Below are 18,934 nucleotides of genomic sequence, written 5' to 3'. Positions count from 1 at the left end.
AAACGTCGTGGGATTTTTATAAGGAGAGGGTCAGATCGAAATCAGCTTCACGCCGGCATAGGCCAGCAGCACGGACAAAAGCGAACGGATCACGCGGTCAGGCGTTTTGTGCACCAGGTGCGAACCCAGCCAGATGCCGGGCAGCGAGCCGGCGAGCAGCTTGATGAGCAGCGGCCAGTCGACCGAACCGATGGAGGCATGACCCAGGCCCGCCACCAGCGTCAGGGGCACGGCGTGGGCAATGTCGGCCGCCACGATGCGCGGCAGCGGCAGGGTGGGGTAGAGCAGCATCAGCACGATCACGCCGATGGCACCCGCGCCGACTGACGTCAAAGTGACCAGCGTGCCGATGACCGCGCCAAACAGCAGCGGCAGCGACCAGTGGCGCGCACGCGTGGCCTGGCCTATGAGTTCGGGCGCGATGGTGGTAGGGGCGGCCTTGCCGCGCAGCACCTTGTAGGCCGTGGCGCCAGCCGTCAGCAGTAACGCCAGGCCGAGGGTGGTGGTCATGATGGCTTGCGTAGCCGGGTTGGCCGGGCCCATGCGCTGCAACATATAAAGGGTGGCCAGGGCCGCCGGAATGCTGCCGGCTGCTGTTTGCCCGACGATTTTCCAGTCCACCACCCGGGCGCGGGCCAGGCTGACGGTCCCGCCCATCTTGGTAAAGGCCGCAAACAGCAGGTCGGTGCCGATGGCAAGGTGCGGTTTGATGCCGAAAAAGAAGATCAGCAGCGGCGTCATCAGCGAGCCGCCGCCCACCCCTGTCAAACCCACAACCAGGCCGACGGCAAAACCAGCAAATACAAAGGCAAATTCATGCATAGCGGGAAAATGTAAGTGCCCGACTTATAAAAACAAACTACACATTTGTTCTGCCGTTATGCAGATAAGCTTATTCGCCAATAAATATGCGGGTTTCGGGCGGTTTTTTCGTGCCAGCGGCATAAGGCTTGCGTTGAGGCTGACCATTCACCAACCGACCCGTCACAAAGCGCTGGTACAGTCCCTGCTCTTTCGGATGAGCCGCCCTGTTTTGGGCTTGCCAAATTAACCGAATTGCCCATTTTTGGAGAAAACCCGTGAAATTGATGAAGTCCGTCCTGATGGGTGGTTTGTTTCTGGCCTGCGCCACGGCGGTGACGCTCGCCCAGGGCAGCCCGAAACCTCCCATCAAGATCGGCGAAATCAACAGCTACTCCGCCATTCCCCAGTTCGCCCAGCCTTACCGGCAAGGCTGGCAGCTTGCGGTCGAGGAAATCAATGTGGCCGGCGGCCTGCTGGGCCGCAAGATCGAAGTCATCTCGCGCGATGACGCCGGCAAACCCGAGGAAGCCCTGCGACAGGCCGTCGAGCTGACCTCAAAAGAAAGGGTGGATGTGCTGGCGGGCGGGTTTTACTCCAGCGTCGGGCTGGCGCTGGCCGGCCATGCCCAGGCGAGCCGACGGGTGTTTATCGCCAGCGAGTCGCTGGCCGACGCCATCGTCTGGGAACAGGGCAACCGCTACACCTTCCGCCTGCGGCCCAGTACTTATATGCAGGCAGCCATGCTGGTCGAAGAGGCATCCAGGTTGCCGGCCAAACGCTGGGCCACGATTGCCCCCAATTACGAATACGGCCAGAGCGCGGTCACTGTGTTCAAGGAGCTGCTGAAAGCCAGGCGACCGGACGTCGAGTTTGTGAGTTACCAGTGGCCGGCGCTGGGCAAGATAGAAGCCGGCCCGACGCTGCAGACGGCCATGCAGGCAAAACCTGAGGCGATTTTCAACGCGACTTTCGGGGCCGACCTGACCCGGCTGGTCCGTGAGGGCAACCAGCGCGGCATTTTTCCCCGCATACCAGTGGTGTCCATGCTTTCGGGGGAGCCCGAGTACCTGGAGACGCTGAAAGACGACACGCCGAAAGGCTGGATCGTCACCGGCTACCCCTGGGACCAGATCGACTCCCGGGAACACGCCAGCTTCGCGGCCAACTACTATCGCCGCTTCAACGAATACCCCAAAGTCGGCTCGGCGGTGGGCTACGCCACCATGCAGGCGATTTTTGCCGCCATCCGCAGGGCCAATTCCACCGACAACGAAAAGCTGGTGGTGGCGCTGCGCGGACTGAAGTTTTCCACGCCTTTCGGCCCCGCCGAATTCCGCGCCATTGACCACCAGTCCACCATGGGCGCCTACGTGGGCAGGCTGGATCTGCGCGGCCACAAGGGCACCATGGTGCAATGGCGCTATGCCGACGGCAAGGCCTATTTGCCAAGCGATGCGTATGTCAAGGCCCGCCGGCCTGCCGCGGCCATGAAGTGACGTTTTGACAACGCAGGCGCTGAATTCCTTGAAGCCTCCCCGGTGATCCCCCCATAATCGGGCGCAATGACGAATACGGGTGGTGAGGCTGTCAAGCGGGTTTTTGTAAAAGTGTTCGGGTTTGATGACGTTGAGCGTCATGCCCTGAACGCAGTGTTTCGCATTTCCGAAACACGATCCATCGCCTACACCCCCTGGACGCCCGACGCGCCCGAAGAGGCCTTGATGGCGTTGATTGACGGCGACAGCTGGGAAGCTGCGCTGGAGCTGGCCAACCCCGCGAATGACGACTTCACCCTGATCTGGATCGGCGACAACCCGCCGGCCAGGGCGCGTCTGGTGATCCCGCGCCCGCTGCAGTGGACCGCCGTGATTGACGGTATGGACGAATTGCTGGCCGCTGAACGGCGGCAGGCCGCGCAGGCCCTGCAGCCGGGCAAAGCACATGGTGAGAAGGGCCTGGATCTCGACCTGCTGTCCGAATCCACTGCGCTGCTGGACCTCGATCTCGACTTTGATTCGCAGGCGCCTACCGCGCCGGCGCCGCTGGAAGCCCCGGAGCCCCTGCCGGAGCGCCCTCAGGTGTTGGTGGTGGATGCTGACCGCGACGCGCGTCTTTACCTGCGTGCCAGGCTGGCCATGGCCGGTTTCGTGAAGATAGACGAGGCGACCACCGGCACCGAAGCGCTCAAGCTGATTGACACGCATCTTTACAAGCTGGTGATTCTCGACATGGAGCTCCCCGACATTGAGTCCTGGGAAATGGTCAAGCGAGTGGAGGCATCGCGCCCTGCCATCGCCTACCTGATCCTGACCGGCAACCGTCTCTCCCCGCTGGACACCGTGCGCGGATGGTTCGGCGGCGCGCGCGGCAGCCTGCGCAAACCGCTGCACCCCGGAAAGCTCAAACGCCTGCTGCGCAGCGTGGAGTGAAGGCGCTCACTACGCCTTGAATGCTATCTATTTGATAGCTGCTTGCGCCCGTTCCCCTTGGTTTCAGCCCTGTTTTGCTTAAGAATCTCAGGTGTTGACGATCGGTGCGGGCGCCGCATGCTGCGGCACCAGCGCCTCCGCCAGCCGCTGTTCAATCGGCAAAGGTTCGGCGTGCAGCTTCGCCGCCAGCAATTCCCCGCAAAGCGCGGCAAACGTCAGCCCGCGCGACCCCATGCCGCTGCACACCCACAGGCCCGGGCTTTCTTCCAGCGGACCCAAAGCGGGTAAACGGGTGGGTGTAGCGCAGCGCACACCCGCCCAGGACTGAACCTTCCCTGGCTCAAACTGTGCGGCCAGTGCACGGGCGGTTTGCGGCAGCAGGGTTTGCAGCCGGCTGAGATTGTGCTGGTCGTCCTCGGGCCGTGTTTCGGCCTGGGTGTTGTCGCGTTCAAAGCTGGAGCCCATGACCCAGGCCACGCCGCCGGCCTTGCTGGGCAGGGGCACCGCGGGCACCAGGCTGCCATGGCCGTTCACGGGAAAGGGCGGCAGTGCGCCGACCGCGCCGGGCTCGTGCAGGCCCCAGCTCACCTGGCCCCGGATGGCCTGCAATGCCAGTTCGCCAGCCTTGTCCGTACCGGCGCCGGCTGCCAGTTCCAGGCTGGCATAACCGGCAGCTAGCACCACGAGTTCGGCGCGAGCCAACTCCCGGCCCTGCGCATCCAGAACCTGCCATTGGCCCGAGGCCTGGTTCAGGCGGTTCACTATTGATCGGCCGTGCGATTGCACACCCGGCCCCGCCAGCCAGGCGTCGACCAGGGCGGCCGGCCGGATCCAGCCGGCCCGCGCATGCCACAGCGCGGGCGTATCCGGCGGCAGGCCGCATTGCCTGAGCTTGTCGGCGTCGGCTGGCCCTGTCCAGTCGCTAGCGGCGTCGACCCAGTCTGTTTGCCACGCCTCGGGCCGTTTGCGCGGGTGCTCCACCGCGTGCTCCAGCACGCCGGTGCGGCCCCAGTCACCGGCCTGCAGCAAGGCCTCAGCTTGCTGTAGCGTGGCACGAATGCCATGGCGCGACAGGCGCGAGAGCGGGTTGTCGTCGGGCGAGACATGCGGCGCCAGCAAGCCGGCGGGCAGGCCGGACGCCCCGGTGGCGGGCTCTTCGGCAGCATCCAGCACCACGACCTGCCAGCCGCGGCGCGCCAGGCTGGCCGCCACGGCCGCGCCGGCCAGGCCAGAGCCAATCACCACGCAGCGGGCAGGTGGCCGGCGTGTGGGCGAGGGATGTGTTTTTTTCGGCTCCCACGCCGGGTTGAACTCACCCTGCAGGTTGTCGCGCTTGGGCGGAATGCCCGGTACCTTGTTCACCACAAATCCGCATTGCGCCAAGGCGTCGCGCACGCTGCGCGCAATTGTCCAGGTGGCTATACGCGTGCCGCGCCGGCAGCAGCGGGCTACCGCCTTGAAGGTGTGCACGTCCCAGATGTCCGGGTTGCGCTGCGGGCTGAAGCCGTCCAGGTAGACCGAATCTGCCTCAAACGACTGCTCGCGCAGCATGGCCTTGGCGTCGCCGATGCACAGCGTCAGCAAGACCTGGCCGCCTTCAAACACCAGCCGGTGAAAGCCCGGCAGCAGCCCCCATAGCTGGCGCTGCAACTGTTCGGCGAAAGGCAGCAATTCAGGATGGGTCCTGGCGCTGCGCAGCACATCTTCGGCGCTCGCCGGAAAGGCTTCAGTCGAGACGAAATGCAGCAGGCCAGGGCGCTTCGGGTCGGCCTTCCAGGCGGCCCAGGTCACCAGGAAATTCAGGCCCAGGCCGAAGCCGGTTTCAAGAACAGTCCATTGCGGCTGACCGGCCCAGGCCCCAGGCAGGCCGCAGCCCTTGAGGAAGACTTCTTTAGCCTGATCCAGCCCGCCCAGCTCGCTACGGTAGCGGTCGCCAAAGCGCGGGCTGTAGGGGCTGCCGCCGGCGGTGCCGTCGTCCAGCCACTCAATGCGCTCGGGCATGCGGTCAGGTCAGGGCGTGGGTGTCGTGGGTGGGACGTAGCCTTGCACTGCGTCGGCGCCGTCGCCGAAGAAATGTTTTTCCATCTGCCGTGCCAGGTACTGGCGGGCGCGGGCGTCGGCCAGGTTCAGGCGGTTTTCATTGACCAGCATGGTTTGCTGCTTCATCCACTCCGCCCAGGCTTCCTTGCTGACTTCTTCCCAAAGGCGCTTTCCTAGCGGGCCGGGGTAGGGCGGGAAGTCCAGGCCTTCGGCTTCTTTGCCGAGTTTGATGCATTTGACGAGGCGTGCCATGGGGTAGTTCTTTCGTAGGGCTAAGTTGTAGCTGAGATGTCTAAGGATGTTTGTGGAATAAAGAACTGATTTTTTATTCGTTCCAGTTTCTAAGGTCTGCTTCCAGAATCCATTTTGTTCGCATTTACACGCAATTTTTTGGAAAAGAGAGCAACCATGACTTCACGCCGCAACTTTATCAATGTTTCCGCCCGCACTGCCGTGGCGGCCGGTTTGGGTTTGACGCTGGCAGGGTCACTGCTGACCGCCCAGGCCCAGCAAGCGCCCGTCACGCTGCTCAACGTCTCGTATGACCCAACCCGTGAGCTTTATGTCGAATACAACGCGGCCTTCAGCAAATACTGGAAAGCCAAGACCGGCCAGGATGTGACGATCAAGCAGTCGCACGGCGGCTCCGGCAAGCAGGCCCGCTCCATCATTGACGGCCTGGACGCCGACGTGGCCACGCTGGCCCTGGCCGGCGACACCGACGCGTTGGTCAAAAACGGCGGCTGGTTGTCGGCCGACTGGCAAAAGAAGCTGCCGCACAACTCGTCGCCCTACACCTCCACCATCGTGCTGGCCGTGCGCCAGGGCAATCCCAAAGGCATCAAGGACTGGGATGACCTGATCAAGCCCGGCATCAACGTGATCACGCCCAACCCTAAAACCTCGGGCGGCGCCCGCTGGAACTACCTGGCCGCCTGGGAATTCGCCAAGCGCAAATACGGCAGCGACGCCAAGGCCAAGGAGTTTGTCGCCAAGCTCTATGGCAACGTTTCGGTGCTGGACACCGGCGCCCGCGGCTCCACCATCACCTTCGCCCAGCGTGCCCAGGGCGACGTGCTGATCGCCTGGGAAAACGAAGCGTATTTGCTCGAAAAAGAATTCGGCGCCAAGTTTGACGTGGTCGCGCCTTCCCTGAGCATCCTGGCCGAGCCCGCCGTTGCCGTGGTCGACAAGAACGTCGACAAGAAGGGCACCCGTGCTGTGGCCGAGGAATACCTGAAGTACCTCTACTCTGAAGAAGGCCAGGACATTGCCGGCAAGAACTTCTACCGCCCGGCCGTTTCGCAAAGAGCCATTGCCAAGTACGCCAAGCAGTTTCCCAAGCTGAACCTGTTCACCATCGACCAGGCCTTCGGCGGCTGGGCCAAGGCTGATAAAGAGCATTTCGCCGACGGCGGCTCGTTCGACCAGATCTATACCAGGAAATAGGCCCCCCCGAAGCGGCCTCTGGCCGCCTCCCCCCAAGGGGGCGCCCGCTGCGGCCCGGCTGAGCCGGTTCCGCGCCGGCACTGGAATGGGAGAGCTGGCACACGCCGCTTGGTAATCAATGCAACTCAGAGAGCTCCACAAATAATGTCCTCGCAACAATCCGTATTGCTGATTGCCGGCAGTCCTTCCGAACAGTCCCGCTCGGCGGCGCTGCTTGACTCCGTCAGCGACAGGCTGGCCCTGCGGGGCGGCGTGGTGGTCGACCGGTTGAACATCCGCGAGCTGCCGGCCCAGGCCTTGCTGCTGGCTGAGTGGGGCCATCCGGCCATCGTCAAGGCGATTGACCAGATTGCCCGCGCGCGTGCGATCGTGGTGGCCACGCCGGTCTACAAGGCGGCTTACAGCGGCCTGCTCAAGGTGCTGCTTGACTTGCTGCCGCAAACGGCGCTGAAGGAAAAAACCGTGCTGCCACTGGCCACCGGCGGTAGCCCCCACCACATGCTGGCGATGGACTACGCCCTGCGCCCGGTGCTGCAGGCGCTGGCGGCCCGCCACATCCTGCCGGGCGTATATGCCACCGATTCGCAGGTGCCGAAGTCGGCCGACAAGCGCTATGAAGTGGGGCCCGAGATCACCGTGCGTCTGGACGATGCGGTGCTGACGCTGTTGGCGGAAAGCTTCCGGATGCCGGCCACCACGGGCTTTGAGCCTGTGCATTTTTCGCGGGTGCGATGTAGCGTCTGAGCTGAGCCGCCCGCCGGTGCTGAATTCAGGCCACTGAATTCATCGATTTTCAGTTCAACGTTTTTACCCAAGTTCCAGGAGAACCTTTATGTCCATCCAAGCCATCAACGTCCGCAACCAGTTCCGCGGCCGCGTGAAAGAAATCATCCGCGGTGACGTGGTGTCTGAACTCGACGTCGAAACGCCCTGGGGCATCGTCACCTCCGTCATCACCACGCGGTCGGTCGACCAGCTCGAGCTGGCCGTCGGCAGTGAGGTGGTGGCACTGGTCAAGTCGACCGAAGTGTCCATCGCCAAGCTGTAGGCATGCCAGGGCGGGTTGATTGCAAAATTGCTGCCTGGCGCTTTATTGACGGGCGCAAGCAGCTATTAAAACCATAGCAAATTCAGGGCCGTCCCGTTGTGATGAACAGCAGGGCGGCCGCCTGTGTGTGTGCCTTACTGCAGTTCGACGCCCGCCTTTTTCACCAGCTGCGCGTACTTCACCAGTTCACTGCGAAAGTACTGCGCGGCGGCTTCCGGGCTGCCGGGGTTGATGGTGTTGCCCTGCTTGAGCATGGCTTCCTTCACTTCGGGCGTGGCATAGGCGGCAACCACCGCGTCGTGGATGCGTTTGACGTCGGCCGCCGGCAGCTTCGCGGGGCCTATCACCGCGAACCAGCCTTCCATGTTGTAGTTGGGCAGGCCTTGTTCCGCAATGGTCGGAATGTCGGGCGCCGCGGGTGAACGGGCGCTGCCGCCCACACCGATGGCGCGCAAGGCGCCGCTCTTCAGGTGCGCCTGCACGGCAGGGAGCGCCAGCACGCCCATGTCCACCTGCCCGCCGATCATGTCGGCAACCATGGGGCCTACGCCCTTGTAGGGAATGTGTTTGGCCTTGACCTGTGCTTCGTCCAGAAACATCTGCGCGGCCAGGTGCAGGATGGTGCCGTTGCCCGACGACGCATAGTTGTAGGCATCGGGTTTAGCCTTGAGCAGGGCGACCAGTTCTTTCACATTGATGGCTGGCAGTTTGGCGGGGTTCACCACCAGCACCATCGGCGTGGTGCCAATGACGGTGATGGGCGTGATGTCCGCCACCGGGTCGAACGGCAGCGACTTGTACACGCTGGGGTAGATCACGTGGTTGTTGGACACCACGCTCAGCGTCATGCCGTCGGGGGCAGCCTTCACAAGCGCGGACGTGCCGACAATGCCGCCTGCGCCGGGCTGGTTTTCAATCACCACCGGGTTGCCCAGCGCCTTGCCCAGCGCAACACTGGCCGTTCGCACGATGGTGTCCACGCCCGAGCCGGCGCCCACCGGCAGGATGAAGCGCACCACCTTGTCGGTGGTCTGGGCCAGCAATCTGCGTGGCGATGCCAGAAAGGCGCCGCCGGCAAAAAGGGTGCCCAGCCCCCGGAGAGCCTGGCGCCGGGTTGCGGGTTTGTTGCTCAAGGCTGAGGTATCGGTACTGCGGATCATCTTCATCTTGGGGGTCATTTTGTCTCCTTCGTTGTCGTGAGTCGCGCAAATCGGCCGGCAGGTTCAACTCACTGCCTCAACTGACTGCCGCTTGCCGGTGCAGGTCATCCATTTCACCTGCGCTGTAGCCCAGGCCTGCCAACAGCTCGCGGGTGTGCTCACCCAGCGTGGGCGGGTGCAGGCGAACCCCCAGGCGCTCCCCCTGCATGGTGATGGGGAACAGCGTGGTTTTTACCATCTGGCCGGCCTTGGGGCCATCGGGCAGGCGCACGTCGGCCAGGCCGCCGGTGGCCAGCAGGTGCTCGTCGTCGAACAGGTCTTCGGGCCTGCGGATAGGGGCAAACGGCAGGCCGGCTTTTTCCATCATGGCTGAAAGCTCGCCGGCGCTGCGCGGGGCCAGCCGCGCCGCAAGGTCCTTGAGCAGGGCGGGGCGCACCGCCACGCGCTGGTTGTTGGTGGCCAGCGAGGGGTCGGCCTTGAGGTCGGGAAACCCCAGCACGGTGCAAAAGGTTTGCCACTGCGCGTCGCTCACGGCCGCCAGGAAGATTTGTTCACCGTCCCGTACCGTGAACACGTCGTACACGGCCCAGGGGTTGTCGCGCGCGGGCATGGGGGCCGGGTGTTTGCCCGTCATGGCGTACTGCAGCATGTGCTGGCCCATCAGGAAGACATTGTTTTCATACAGCGCCGACTGCACTTCCATGCCCTTGCCGCTAATGCCGCGCTGGATCAGCGCGCCCAGCGCACCGATGGCGCCGAAGAGCCCGCCCATGATGTCGTTGACGCTGGTGCCGGCGCGCAGCGGGTCACCGGGCCGGCCCGTCATGTAGGCCAGGCCGCCCATCATCTGTACCACTTCATCGAGTGCGGTGCGGTGGTCATAGGGGCCGGGCAAAAAGCCCTTGTGGCTGATGTAAATGATGCGCGGGTTGACGGCGCTGAGCGCGGTGTAGTCCAGGCCGTACTTGGCCATGGTGCCGGGCTTGAAGTTTTCGGCCACCACGTCGGCGCTGGCGCAGAGCTTGCGCGCCACTTCGGCGCCCACCGGGTCGTGCAGGTCAATGCCGATGCTTTTCTTGTTGCGGTTAAAGAGCGGAAAGAAGCCCGAGCCGGCGCCCAGCAGGCGGCGGGTCCGGTCGCCGTCGATGGGCTCGACCTTGATGACTTCGGCGCCCATGTCGGCCAGCACCATGCCGCAGGTGGGGCCCATGACCATGTGGGTGAACTCCACCACGCGCAAGCCGGCCAGCGGCTGTGGGGTGGTGGATTCGGGGATGGGTTGCATGCAGTGTTCCGGAAGAAAAATAGTTCAGGCCGCAGCGGCAGCGGAGGCAGCAGATAGGCGCATGGTTTTGGGCAGGCCCGCACGCCACAGCGCGCCGTGCAGGGTTTCGCCTTCCAGCCAGCCCGCCACCCGGGTGCGCAGCGCCATCAGCTTGTCAAAGTCAATGCCGGTTTCAATGCCCATGCTGGCCAGCATATAGGCCAGGTCTTCGGTGGCCACGTTGCCGCTGGCGCCGGGCGCATGCGGGCAGCCGCCTATGCCGGCCAGGCAGGCGTCAAAGCGCGTCACGCCGGTTTGCAGCGCGGCATACACATTGGCCATGCCGAGTCCGCGGGTGTCATGAAAGTGGCCGCAGTCAAGCCGCTCACCGGCCACCTCAAAAGCCTGCTCAAACAACAGCCGCACCATTTCCGGGTCGGCATAGCCTACGGTGTCCGCCAGGCCCACGCGGTCGGCACCGGCGTCCAGCACGGCGCGCAGCAGCCGCAGCACCTCGGACGGCTCGACCCGGCCCTGCAGCGTGCAGCCAAAGGCCGTGCTCATGCCGACTTCGATCACGATGGGCGAGCCCGACGCATCACGCAGTTCGCGGATGCGGGCGATTTCCTCGACCACCTCATCGGGCGTCTTGCGCAGGTTGGCCAGGCTGTGGGCGTGGCTGGCCGAAATCGGCAGCAGCATCAGGTCGGCGCCGGTTTCGATGGCGCGTTCGGCGCCCTTGAGGTTGGGCACCAGCACCGATGTGACCAGGCCGGGCAGTGTTTTGGCAAAGGCCACCAGCCCGGCGGTGTCGGCCAGCTGCGGCAGCAGGCGCGCCGGCACAAAAGAGCCAACCTCGATTTCGCGCTGGCCGGCGTCGTAGGCCGACTGGATCCACTCCAGCTTGTGCGCGGTCGGCATCACGGCGGCAATGCTTTGCAGGCCGTCACGCAGGCCGACTTCACGGATCGTTGCCTGCCGGGGGAGGGCAGGCCTTGAAGGCAGGTTCACTGTTGTCTCCGTTGTCGTCTGTTCATTTTCGGGGCGCAGCTGCAGTTTAGAATTTCCCAAAGGGTTTGATTGGTCAATTTTGGAAGCACTGACGTTCCGATTGGGAATATCAAATCTGCGCCGCTTTTCCAGGCGAGTTGTACGTGTACCCAGGAGCCGCCCATGAGAGACCTCGACATGACCACGCTGCGGCTGTTCGCGGCAGTGTGTGATGCGCGCAGCATTGCCCGCGCGGCCGAGCAGGCCAACATCGTCGGCTCGGCCATCAGCAAGCGGCTGGCCCAGCTCGAAGACACCGTCGGCACGCCGCTGCTGGTGCGGCGCCGCCGCGGTGTGGAGCCCACACCTGCTGGCGAAAGCCTGCTGGAGCACGCGCGCACCATGCTGGCCAGCGCCGAGCGCATTGAACGCGACATGGCCGCCTATGCCCAGGGCGTGCGCGGCCAGGTGCGCATCCTGGCCACGGCTTCTGTCATGGCCGAGTCGCTGGCCGACGACGTGGCGGCTTTTTTGCAGGAGCCGGCGCACCATGACATCCAGGTCGACATGGAAGAGCGCGTCAGCCCCGATGTGATTCGCGGCATCAAGGAGGGTGTGGCCTCGGTCGGCATTTGCTGGGACGCTGCCGACCTGAGCGGCCTGCAGTCGCGCAGCTACCGCACCGACCACCTGGCCATCGTGACCCACCCGTCGCACCCGCTGGCAGGCGAGAAAACCCTGCACTTTGAGCAGACGCTGGATTTCGAGCATGTCAGCCTTCCCGCGCACAGTGCTGTGCAGGTGCTGCTCTTGCGGGCTGCAGCGCTCAAGGGCAAGGTCGTTGTCCACCGCGTCATCGTGTCCAACTTCGAGGCCGCCTTGCGCGTGGTGCGCGCCAACCTGGCCATCAGCGTGGTGCCGCGCGAGGTGGCTGAGCCTTATGCCGCCACCTATGGGCTGCGTGTGATGCCGCTCGCCGACCCCTGGGCCCGCCGGCGCTTTGCCATCTGCTTTCGGGATGAGGCGGGTTTGTCGGCGGCGGCCAGGCTGCTGGTGGCCCATCTGGCGGCAAAAGGGTTGCCCGATGGAGGGTAAAAAGTACCGTAGACGCTCTGCGCGGTATTTTTGGTGCTATCAAATCAGGAGCTACTTGCGCTTACCAGCATTGGTCTGCAGCTACTTTTCATCCATTAAACAGCGTTCAAAAGACGTTTGGTAACACCTGCAGGCACGCCAAATGGCCTCTGGAAGCCCGGGGAAAGCTTCCGGGCCTGCCGTTTAGAGGTAAAATAGGCCTCCAACCCACAGCAGACAAGCGCGAGCAGCTATAAAAAATATAGCGCGCAGGGCTGATCCAGGCTAGCCCGAAAGGGGGCCAGCAACCGCCGAAGGGCGGTTACCTGGTCCGCAAAGTGCTTGATTTAGGGGAAGGAAGCCCCAAATTCACTGCATGAACGCCACCCAACCCCATCCCCACAAAACCGACCTCACGGTCACCCACGTACTGGCCGAGCTGCTGGAACGGCTTGAGCACAGCGCGGTGCCGGTGGGTGCCGAGCAGTACCGCTCCGTGGTGCTGCACCTGGTCAACGAACTGGGCGATGTGGAACCCGGCATGGCGCTGGGCGCGCTGCTCGACACGCACCCGGCTGCGGCAGAGCTGTATGAAAACGTCAATTACCAGTATGCGGGCCTGTGCCGGTCTGCGCTGGACGCCTCGCTCGCTGCCGAGCTGAAGGCCAAAGAGGCCATTGAAAAGGCCATGAAACCCATCAACCCCCAACTGAAGGAAGACCCCAACCATGGCAAGAGCTGACGCCAAAACCGCCGTACTCGCTGACGGCCTGCGCTACAAGTCCAAGGTGTCGGGCTCACCGTTTGCTGCCACCACGTCATTTGGCGCTGCCACGATGTCGTGTTTCATGTGCGGCAAGCACCGCGCCCGCTCCCTGATGGGCACCCGTAAAGTGCTGGGCAAGTCCCAGGCCGTGTGCTCGCCCTCGTGCAAGGCACTCGACGAAGCCCTCGAAAACGCCGCCAACCAGGCCTGAAGCTGAGCCACGGGGCCGGCACCGCCGGCTCTGCCTGGCTATTCATGGCCATCCACGGCTACCCACAACGCCGATGGGGCCGTACGGCTCCTTGATCACCGCGCACACCCGGGCGCATACTGTGCTGAAGACATTTTTCAATGTCTGAACACACAGCAAAAAGGTGATTTTCATGGCCGATTCGTCCCAACCCGACCCGTTTCTCGAACCCGACGATGCCATCGACCATATCCATGGCCCGGCGTCGGCCCCGGTCACTGTTGTGGAATACGGCGACTTCGAATGCCCGTCCTGCTTTCAGGCCTACGGCGCCCTGAAGGTGATGCTGCCGCACTTCGGGCGCCAGCTGCGTTTTGTCTTCCGGCACTTTCCGTTGCGCGAAGTGCACCCCCATGCCGAACTGGCCGCCGAAGCGGCGGAAGCCGCCGGCGCACAACACAAGTTCTGGCCCATGTACGAGTTGCTGTTTACCAACCAGCATCACCTCAAGGACAAGCACCTGCTCGACTATGCCGCCCAGGCCGGCCTGGACATGGCCCGCTACCAGAACGAAATGAACGACCATGTCTACCTGCAGCGCGTGCAGGAGCACATGCAAAGCGGCCGCCACCTGGGCGTGCGCTCAACGCCGGCGTTTTATGTCAACGGCGTGTTTTGTGATGTGTCGTTTGGCCTGCAGCATTTGCATGAGGCCATCGACAAAGTGTTGACCAGCCAACAGACTTAACCGTCAACAGGCTGCAGCGGCGTCTTTAAGGTCTTCTGCAAAAACGCCAGGTCCAGCCAGCGGCCAAACTTGAAAGCCGCCTGTTTGATCGTGCCGCTGTGCTCAAAGCCCAGGCGCTTGTGAAGTGCAATGCTCACAGCGTTGTCCAGGTCAATCGCGCCGACCAGAACGTGCATGCCTTGCACTTCAGCCCTGGCCACAATCGCCTCCAGCAGCTTGCGCCCCAGGCCCAGGCCGCGGCTGTCTTTCTCCACATAGACCGAATGCTCGACCGTGTACTTGTACGCCGGAAATGCGCGGAAGGTGCCGTAGCTCGCAAAACCCAGCAGCTTGCCGCTGTCGTCTTCCATCCCGACTACCGGAAAACCGTTGGCACGTTTGGTGGCAAACCAGGTCACCATGCTTTCGGGTGCGCGTGGTTTGTAGTCGTACAGCGCCGTCGAGTTGACGATCGCCTCGTTAAAAATGGCCAGGATCTGGCCGGCATGGCGCTCTTCGGTGCATTCGACGAGGTGCATGGGGATTCCTTTTGAAAGGGAGAATGATTTGTCTACTATAAGAGATTATTTGTCCCTTATGATAGACGAATGCTTTTTCTGAAGGACACCCCATGACGATTGATGCCCTGATCGCGTCGCGGCTGCTGGCATTGCGCCAGGCCCAGGGCCTGAGCCTGGCGCAACTGGCCGAGGTGTCGGGCGTCAGCAAAGCCATGATCTCCAGGGTGGAGCGCGTCGAAAGCAGCCCGACCGCCATGATCCTCGGCCGGCTCGCAGCCGGCCTGGGTGTGCCGCTGGCGCAGCTGCTCACCGAAGACAAGGAAGAAGAGGCAGGCCGCAGGCTGCGGAAGAAGGCAGGGCAGGCGGTGTGGCGCGACCCGGAAGCCGGCTACCTGCGGCGCCAGGTGGCAGAGCGCGGGCCCGACCAGGGCGTCGAGATGGTGGAAGTCGAGCTGCCGCGGTCGGCCAGGGTGGCTTACCCGCGATGGAGCGGCCAGCCGTATCGGCAGCGCCTCTGGCTGGTCGAAGGCGGCTTGCGCGTGGAATATGGCGACGAAGTTTTCAAGCTTGAGCCCGGCGACTGCCTGGACTTCGGCGTTGACCGCCCCGTGGCCTTTAAAACCCTGGGGCGCAGCGCCTGCCGCTATTTGCTGGTCGTCTGGCCCGGCTGAATTTGTCGCCCCTTACCCATTAACTGGCAGCAGCAGACCCCGGCACAGCCGCGACGTCAAGCGCCGCATGGCGCGCGCGTATGCGCCGCACCTGCAGCGCCGCCCCAATGATGTACAGCAGCAAAAGCACACCCGTGGCGGCCTTGAGTTCGGGCGCATCGGCGTTGGGCAGCAGTGGCGCACCCAATGGCAGGCGCGTCGAAGTCTCGGTGATGGCCGGAATCATGTGGAATAAAAAGGTCATCGAATAGCCCAGCGTCTCCACATACGGCGAGGCACGGCCCAGCACCTTGGTGGTGCCCGCCACCCAGGCAATGCCCAGCACCAGCAAGGTGATGATGCCCAGCGCATGCGGTTTGCCGAAACCGCCATGCTGGAAGATGCCAAAGCCCGTGAGGCAGGTGAGCACCGTGGTCCAGATATAGACCTTGCCCAGTGTGGACGCGGCAATGATTTCCTTGTCGCGAAAGAAGGCGATCACGGCAGCCGCAACGGCCACCAGGCTGATGGCGGTGTGGATCACACCGAGGTAGGTCAAACCATAGATCATCGGAATCTCCTTGTGCCCCTGCCAGGTGAGGGACGTGGGGTTGAACAAGCTGACATGGGTACCCATGCAAACGCCGTGCCGCGCAGATTGTTGCTGGTGACGCCGCTTTTGCCCATGACTTTTCGGCTTGCGCGGCCACGGCCCGATAATCGGTAGTACACCGTGGCCGCAATGCGCCGCTCCTTAGACCAGAAGTACTCATGAAAAAAACCTACCAACTCAATATCGAAGGCAAAAACCGCGACCGCCTGCTCGATGCCGCCAAACACGACATTCGCAAATACCTCAAACGCGAACGCGCCAAAGCCTTGCCCAAGGGCGTGGACTACTGGGACTTTGACTGCAAGTCTGGCGCGAGTGATGCCGCTGCTTCGGAGGTGCCGGTGGCAGACCTCATCAAGTCGATTGACGAGATCGTGAAAGACGGCGCGCCGCAGTTCTATGTGGAAGTGGTGGCCAAGGGCGGTGTCAAGGTGCCCCGTGCGCGCAATGAGGGTGACGACGATTTCGCCGACGTCGAATAAGCATGCGCAGACTCTTTGTGCTCCTGCTGATGGCCGCAGTTGCCGCGTCAGCGTATGCGGACCCGAATCTTGTCGGCCAGTGGAAGTCTGACTCCGAAATCAGCATGCGCTTCAATAACGAGCGCGCAAAGCTGGACAGCAAGACGGCCCTGTTTCTTTCGCAGGTGATGGGTCATATGACCCTGACCTTTACGGCGGACGCCATGACTTCCGAGCTGCCGGATCTGGAGACGAAAACGCAGGAAGGCCGAAAGAGGCCACTGACAGGCTTTCGCGAAACGCATCCGTACCGTGTCCTGGGCGTTGCTTCGGATTCGGTTGCAGTCAAAACCGTTGCGCCAGTGACCGGCAGGGACGCCATCGTTCTCTATAACTTCATAAGCCCAGACATGTTGTGGGTGTACGCAGGAGGGGAAGACAACTCGCAGAGTCTTCATCTGCGTGAATACTATGTACGGGTGAAGGACGCGCCCAAGCCCGATGTGCCCAAGCCGGATGCGCCGAAGAGCGCGCAGCCCTAGGAACATCACTCCCGCAGGGGGTGACACCCGCTCCATCACAACATTCAGGGCCCCCTACCAATGCCCAAAATGACGGCCACAGACTCAGGAGAACAAAAGCTGCTCGATAACATTCGCAAGTTCGGATGGCATTGCATGCAGGTTTTTGGTGACGACCAACACGAAGCGTTCAGCTACACCGTTGGTTTATTTCATACATACGGCCACCCCGAACTGCTGATTTACGGCTTGCCAAGCGAGGTCGCCCACACCATCTTGAGTATCGCCGTCGATGCGATTGCAAATGGGAAAGCCATAAATCGGGGTGAACCAACAGACGCGCTGCTTGAAGGCTATTCCTGCGTATTTGTACCCGTACCGTCCACTGAGTATCCGGAGCATGTCGGGTTCGCCCGCTGGTATTACGACGGAGACAGTTTTCCGGTTGAGCAAATCATATGGCCTTCCCGGGCAGGTCTCTTTCCCTGGCACCCGGAGGCCTCGCTCGAGTTCCGCACCAAGCAGCCCGTTCTTGGGCAGCATGAAAGAGGCTCCTGACCCTCATGGATAGAGACCCACAAGCTCCATCAAGCCCGTTCCCCGACACCATCAAGCAGGGTGACGTGTTCTGGATTGAAGCGGACCCCTCGCGTGGCTCCATCCCGGGCTCCCCGCATCCCCATGTCGTCGTGCAAGACGACGTGTTCAACCGCTCCCGCATCAGCACGGTGATTGTTTGTGCGCTAACTTCCAACCTGAACCGCGCCACGGAGCCAGGCAATGTCTTGCTGGAGCCTGGTGAAGGCAATCTGGAAAAGCAAAGCGTGGTGGTTGTGTCGCAGGTGTCTTCCGTGTACAAAACACGCTTGGGTGCGCATATCGGGACGCTGTCAGGTGAGCGGGTTCAGCAGATATTGGCGGGGATGCGGTTTCTGCAGGCATCGTTTCACAACCGATAGTCTCTCAACCATGAACGGTCTCTGTATGCAGAAAAAAACACTGATTGCCGCGTTGCTGTTTGCCTTCGCATCAATGCCTGTATTGGCATGCAAGCCCACGCTGGTAGCCGATGCCTTTTTTGCCAACGGCGCCGTGGCCTTGGACGAAAAATCACGGGCAATGGTGATCGCCCTTGTGGAAAAAGCCATTCCCCATCCCGTTGAAAACGCGATCGTAATGGGCTTCGCCGATATCTCGGAAGGCGACCCGAAGTCGATCAAGCGCATTGCAACCGCTCGTGCTGACTACGTCAAATCCTTGATGGTCAAGGCCGGATTTCCTGCCTCACGAGTCTTCGTAGAGAGCCGGCAGTTGATAGGCCCCTACTACGGATCGCCAGATGCCGCAAAGAACCGGCGTGTGGAGCTGGAGGTTCTTTATTTGCCGCCAGGCGCGTGCGGCGGGCCACTGCGGAAGTTTCCCTGAGGGAATTGCAGCAGGATTTTGAGTGAAGTTGATGTGTCCTGCACCTGATCAGCTTTTAGGTAGCTTCATGCCAAACTCTCCGCAGCACATGAAACTATTTTTAAGTGCGCTCGGAAACTCAAAGAAATGACCTGAAGGCCCACACCATGCAAGCGCCAAGTGCCTCCACCATCACACTGCTTGTGCTTCTTCCGTTGATCGCGTGGCGCGTTTACGCGCGCTTTCGTCGCATGGTCGGGCGCCAGCGCCTGTCGAGAATTCGCCCCTGGATTACCTTGGCCATCTTTCCCGTCCTGCTTGTGTTGCTTGGCTTCGCCGCGCATGAACACCCCGAACGGCTTTGGTGGCTGGCCGGTGGCCTGGGCCTCGGCGCATTGCTCGGCATCTTCGGTCTGGGCAAGACGCACTTCGAACCAACACCCCAAGGCCTGTTCTACACGCCCAACGCGCATCTAGGTATCGCGCTTTCGTTGCTGTTCGTCGGGCGCATCGCCTATCGCCTGTTTGAGGTCTATGCCGCTGAGCCGGCGGTGCAGCACGGAATGGGCGACTTCGCCCGCAGTCCGCTTACGCTCGCTGTCTTTGGGCTGCTTGCGGGGTACTACATCAGCTACGCGATCGGTCTTGTGCGTTGGCGATTCCGTGTTCTGCGGGCCAAGAGGGAGCGGGACGCGCTGGGACCAGATGCTTAGCTTCCATTAGTTGCCGCCGACGCCTGACGGGGGCATCGGGTTCATCGCCACACCCCCTGCGGCTGATCGCTGCTCAACCCTTGGGTACAAACCCCGCTTTGGTCAGCTCA

At 62.5% G+C, this 18,934-nt stretch carries 24 protein-coding genes; 16 read left to right on the top strand and 8 right to left on the bottom strand.

Annotated features, from left to right (window positions below):
* Nucleotides 1–30: 30 nt before the first annotated feature.
* Nucleotides 31–822 (bottom strand): sulfite exporter TauE/SafE family protein, encoded by a 792-nt coding sequence (locus AC1DWQ_RS17835; protein ID WP_477667269.1) that lies wholly within the window; start codon nucleotides 820–822, stop codon nucleotides 31–33.
* 266 nt (nucleotides 823–1,088) lie between these two features.
* Here AC1DWQ_RS17835 and AC1DWQ_RS17830 point away from each other — a divergent pair, with 266 nt between their 5' ends.
* Nucleotides 1,089–2,300: an ABC transporter substrate-binding protein gene (locus tag AC1DWQ_RS17830; protein ID WP_477671216.1), complete on the top strand. Its 1,212-nt coding sequence runs from the start codon at nucleotides 1,089–1,091 to the stop codon at nucleotides 2,298–2,300.
* 66 nt (nucleotides 2,301–2,366) lie between these two features.
* Entirely contained in the window at nucleotides 2,367–3,233 is an 867-nt protein-coding gene (locus AC1DWQ_RS17825) for a response regulator transcription factor (protein ID WP_477670831.1), read from the top strand.
* Nucleotides 3,234–3,320: 87 nt separating this feature from the next.
* Here AC1DWQ_RS17825 and mnmC read toward each other — a convergent pair whose 3' ends face one another.
* Nucleotides 3,321–5,234, bottom strand: coding sequence for a bifunctional tRNA (5-methylaminomethyl-2-thiouridine)(34)-methyltransferase MnmC2/FAD-dependent 5-carboxymethylaminomethyl-2-thiouridine(34) oxidoreductase MnmC1 (gene mnmC / locus AC1DWQ_RS17820; RefSeq protein WP_477670830.1), 1,914 nt, complete (start codon nucleotides 5,232–5,234; stop codon nucleotides 3,321–3,323).
* A 9-nt stretch (nucleotides 5,235–5,243) separates the two neighbouring features.
* On the bottom strand, nucleotides 5,244–5,525 hold the full coding sequence (locus AC1DWQ_RS17815; RefSeq protein ID WP_477670829.1) for an oxidative damage protection protein: 282 nt from the start codon (nucleotides 5,523–5,525) through the stop codon (nucleotides 5,244–5,246).
* A gap of 156 nt (nucleotides 5,526–5,681) precedes the next feature.
* Between AC1DWQ_RS17815 and AC1DWQ_RS17810 the strand changes: the two genes are divergently transcribed.
* The 3 genes from AC1DWQ_RS17810 (at nucleotide 5,682) to AC1DWQ_RS17800 (ending at nucleotide 7,770) form a co-directional block, all read left to right on the top strand.
* Entirely contained in the window at nucleotides 5,682–6,722 is a 1,041-nt protein-coding gene (locus AC1DWQ_RS17810) for a sulfate ABC transporter substrate-binding protein (RefSeq protein WP_477670828.1), read from the top strand.
* A gap of 144 nt (nucleotides 6,723–6,866) precedes the next feature.
* A complete protein-coding gene (gene ssuE, locus AC1DWQ_RS17805) occupies nucleotides 6,867–7,466 on the top strand; it encodes an NADPH-dependent FMN reductase (RefSeq protein WP_477670827.1) in 600 nt (199 codons plus the stop codon).
* An 88-nt stretch (nucleotides 7,467–7,554) separates the two neighbouring features.
* Nucleotides 7,555–7,770, top strand: a complete 216-nt coding sequence (locus tag AC1DWQ_RS17800; protein WP_477670826.1) for a TOBE domain-containing protein — start codon at nucleotides 7,555–7,557, stop codon at nucleotides 7,768–7,770.
* A 134-nt stretch (nucleotides 7,771–7,904) separates the two neighbouring features.
* Here the strand turns inward: AC1DWQ_RS17800 and AC1DWQ_RS17795 are convergent, their stop codons facing one another.
* From AC1DWQ_RS17795 to AC1DWQ_RS17785, 3 genes are all read right to left on the bottom strand, one after another.
* A complete protein-coding gene (locus AC1DWQ_RS17795; protein ID WP_477671215.1) occupies nucleotides 7,905–8,930 on the bottom strand; it encodes a Bug family tripartite tricarboxylate transporter substrate binding protein in 1,026 nt (341 codons plus the stop codon).
* Nucleotides 8,931–9,006: 76 nt separating this feature from the next.
* Nucleotides 9,007–10,215 (bottom strand): CaiB/BaiF CoA transferase family protein, encoded by a 1,209-nt coding sequence (locus AC1DWQ_RS17790; protein WP_477670825.1) that lies wholly within the window; start codon nucleotides 10,213–10,215, stop codon nucleotides 9,007–9,009.
* A 24-nt stretch (nucleotides 10,216–10,239) separates the two neighbouring features.
* Nucleotides 10,240–11,205, bottom strand: coding sequence for a hydroxymethylglutaryl-CoA lyase (locus tag AC1DWQ_RS17785; RefSeq protein WP_477670824.1), 966 nt, complete (start codon nucleotides 11,203–11,205; stop codon nucleotides 10,240–10,242).
* A gap of 162 nt (nucleotides 11,206–11,367) precedes the next feature.
* Between AC1DWQ_RS17785 and AC1DWQ_RS17780 the strand changes: the two genes are divergently transcribed.
* The 4 genes from AC1DWQ_RS17780 (at nucleotide 11,368) to AC1DWQ_RS17765 (ending at nucleotide 13,962) form a co-directional block, all read left to right on the top strand.
* Entirely contained in the window at nucleotides 11,368–12,279 is a 912-nt protein-coding gene (locus AC1DWQ_RS17780; protein WP_477647799.1) for a LysR family transcriptional regulator, read from the top strand.
* A 355-nt stretch (nucleotides 12,280–12,634) separates the two neighbouring features.
* Complete coding sequence (locus tag AC1DWQ_RS17775; RefSeq protein WP_457278577.1) at nucleotides 12,635–13,000, top strand: hypothetical protein; 366 nt, start codon at nucleotides 12,635–12,637, stop codon at nucleotides 12,998–13,000.
* A complete protein-coding gene (locus tag AC1DWQ_RS17770) occupies nucleotides 12,987–13,235 on the top strand; it encodes a hypothetical protein (RefSeq protein WP_436154840.1) in 249 nt (82 codons plus the stop codon). Before AC1DWQ_RS17775 ends, AC1DWQ_RS17770 begins: the two co-directional genes overlap by 14 nt.
* Nucleotides 13,236–13,407: 172 nt before the next feature.
* Nucleotides 13,408–13,962, top strand: coding sequence for a DsbA family protein (locus AC1DWQ_RS17765; RefSeq protein ID WP_457278576.1), 555 nt, complete (start codon nucleotides 13,408–13,410; stop codon nucleotides 13,960–13,962).
* Here AC1DWQ_RS17765 and AC1DWQ_RS17760 read toward each other — a convergent pair.
* Entirely contained in the window at nucleotides 13,959–14,480 is a 522-nt protein-coding gene (locus AC1DWQ_RS17760) for an N-acetyltransferase family protein (protein WP_477670823.1), read from the bottom strand. The genes AC1DWQ_RS17765 and AC1DWQ_RS17760 overlap by 4 nt on opposite strands.
* Before the next feature lie 92 nt (nucleotides 14,481–14,572).
* On the opposite strand from AC1DWQ_RS17760, the gene AC1DWQ_RS17755 reads away from it, so the two are divergent.
* Entirely contained in the window at nucleotides 14,573–15,133 is a 561-nt protein-coding gene (locus AC1DWQ_RS17755) for a helix-turn-helix domain-containing protein (RefSeq protein WP_477670822.1), read from the top strand.
* 19 nt (nucleotides 15,134–15,152) lie between these two features.
* Here AC1DWQ_RS17755 and AC1DWQ_RS17750 read toward each other — a convergent pair whose 3' ends face one another.
* A complete protein-coding gene (locus tag AC1DWQ_RS17750; RefSeq protein WP_477671214.1) occupies nucleotides 15,153–15,683 on the bottom strand; it encodes a hypothetical protein in 531 nt (176 codons plus the stop codon).
* 200 nt (nucleotides 15,684–15,883) lie between these two features.
* On the opposite strand from AC1DWQ_RS17750, the gene AC1DWQ_RS17745 reads away from it, so the two are divergent.
* The 6 genes from AC1DWQ_RS17745 (at nucleotide 15,884) to AC1DWQ_RS17720 (ending at nucleotide 18,824) form a co-directional block, all read left to right on the top strand.
* On the top strand, nucleotides 15,884–16,207 hold the full coding sequence (locus AC1DWQ_RS17745; RefSeq protein WP_477670821.1) for a DUF6172 family protein: 324 nt from the start codon (nucleotides 15,884–15,886) through the stop codon (nucleotides 16,205–16,207).
* A gap of 2 nt (nucleotides 16,208–16,209) precedes the next feature.
* Entirely contained in the window at nucleotides 16,210–16,728 is a 519-nt protein-coding gene (locus AC1DWQ_RS17740) for a hypothetical protein (RefSeq protein ID WP_477670820.1), read from the top strand.
* A gap of 60 nt (nucleotides 16,729–16,788) precedes the next feature.
* Nucleotides 16,789–17,265 carry a DUF4262 domain-containing protein gene (locus AC1DWQ_RS17735; RefSeq protein WP_477670819.1) on the top strand — a complete coding sequence of 159 codons (477 nt, stop codon included), beginning with the start codon at nucleotides 16,789–16,791 and terminating at the stop codon, nucleotides 17,263–17,265.
* 5 nt (nucleotides 17,266–17,270) lie between these two features.
* Entirely contained in the window at nucleotides 17,271–17,666 is a 396-nt protein-coding gene (locus AC1DWQ_RS17730; protein WP_477670818.1) for a type II toxin-antitoxin system PemK/MazF family toxin, read from the top strand.
* 25 nt (nucleotides 17,667–17,691) lie between these two features.
* On the top strand, nucleotides 17,692–18,132 hold the full coding sequence (locus AC1DWQ_RS17725) for an OmpA family protein (protein ID WP_477670817.1): 441 nt from the start codon (nucleotides 17,692–17,694) through the stop codon (nucleotides 18,130–18,132).
* A gap of 146 nt (nucleotides 18,133–18,278) precedes the next feature.
* Nucleotides 18,279–18,824 carry a CcdC protein domain-containing protein gene (locus tag AC1DWQ_RS17720; protein ID WP_477670816.1) on the top strand — a complete coding sequence of 182 codons (546 nt, stop codon included), beginning with the start codon at nucleotides 18,279–18,281 and terminating at the stop codon, nucleotides 18,822–18,824.
* Nucleotides 18,825–18,934: the final 110 nt, after the last annotated feature.

It is taken from the genome of Polaromonas sp. P2_G11 (assembly GCF_056403595.1).
This window is presented reverse-complemented; position numbering and strand designations above follow the sequence as displayed.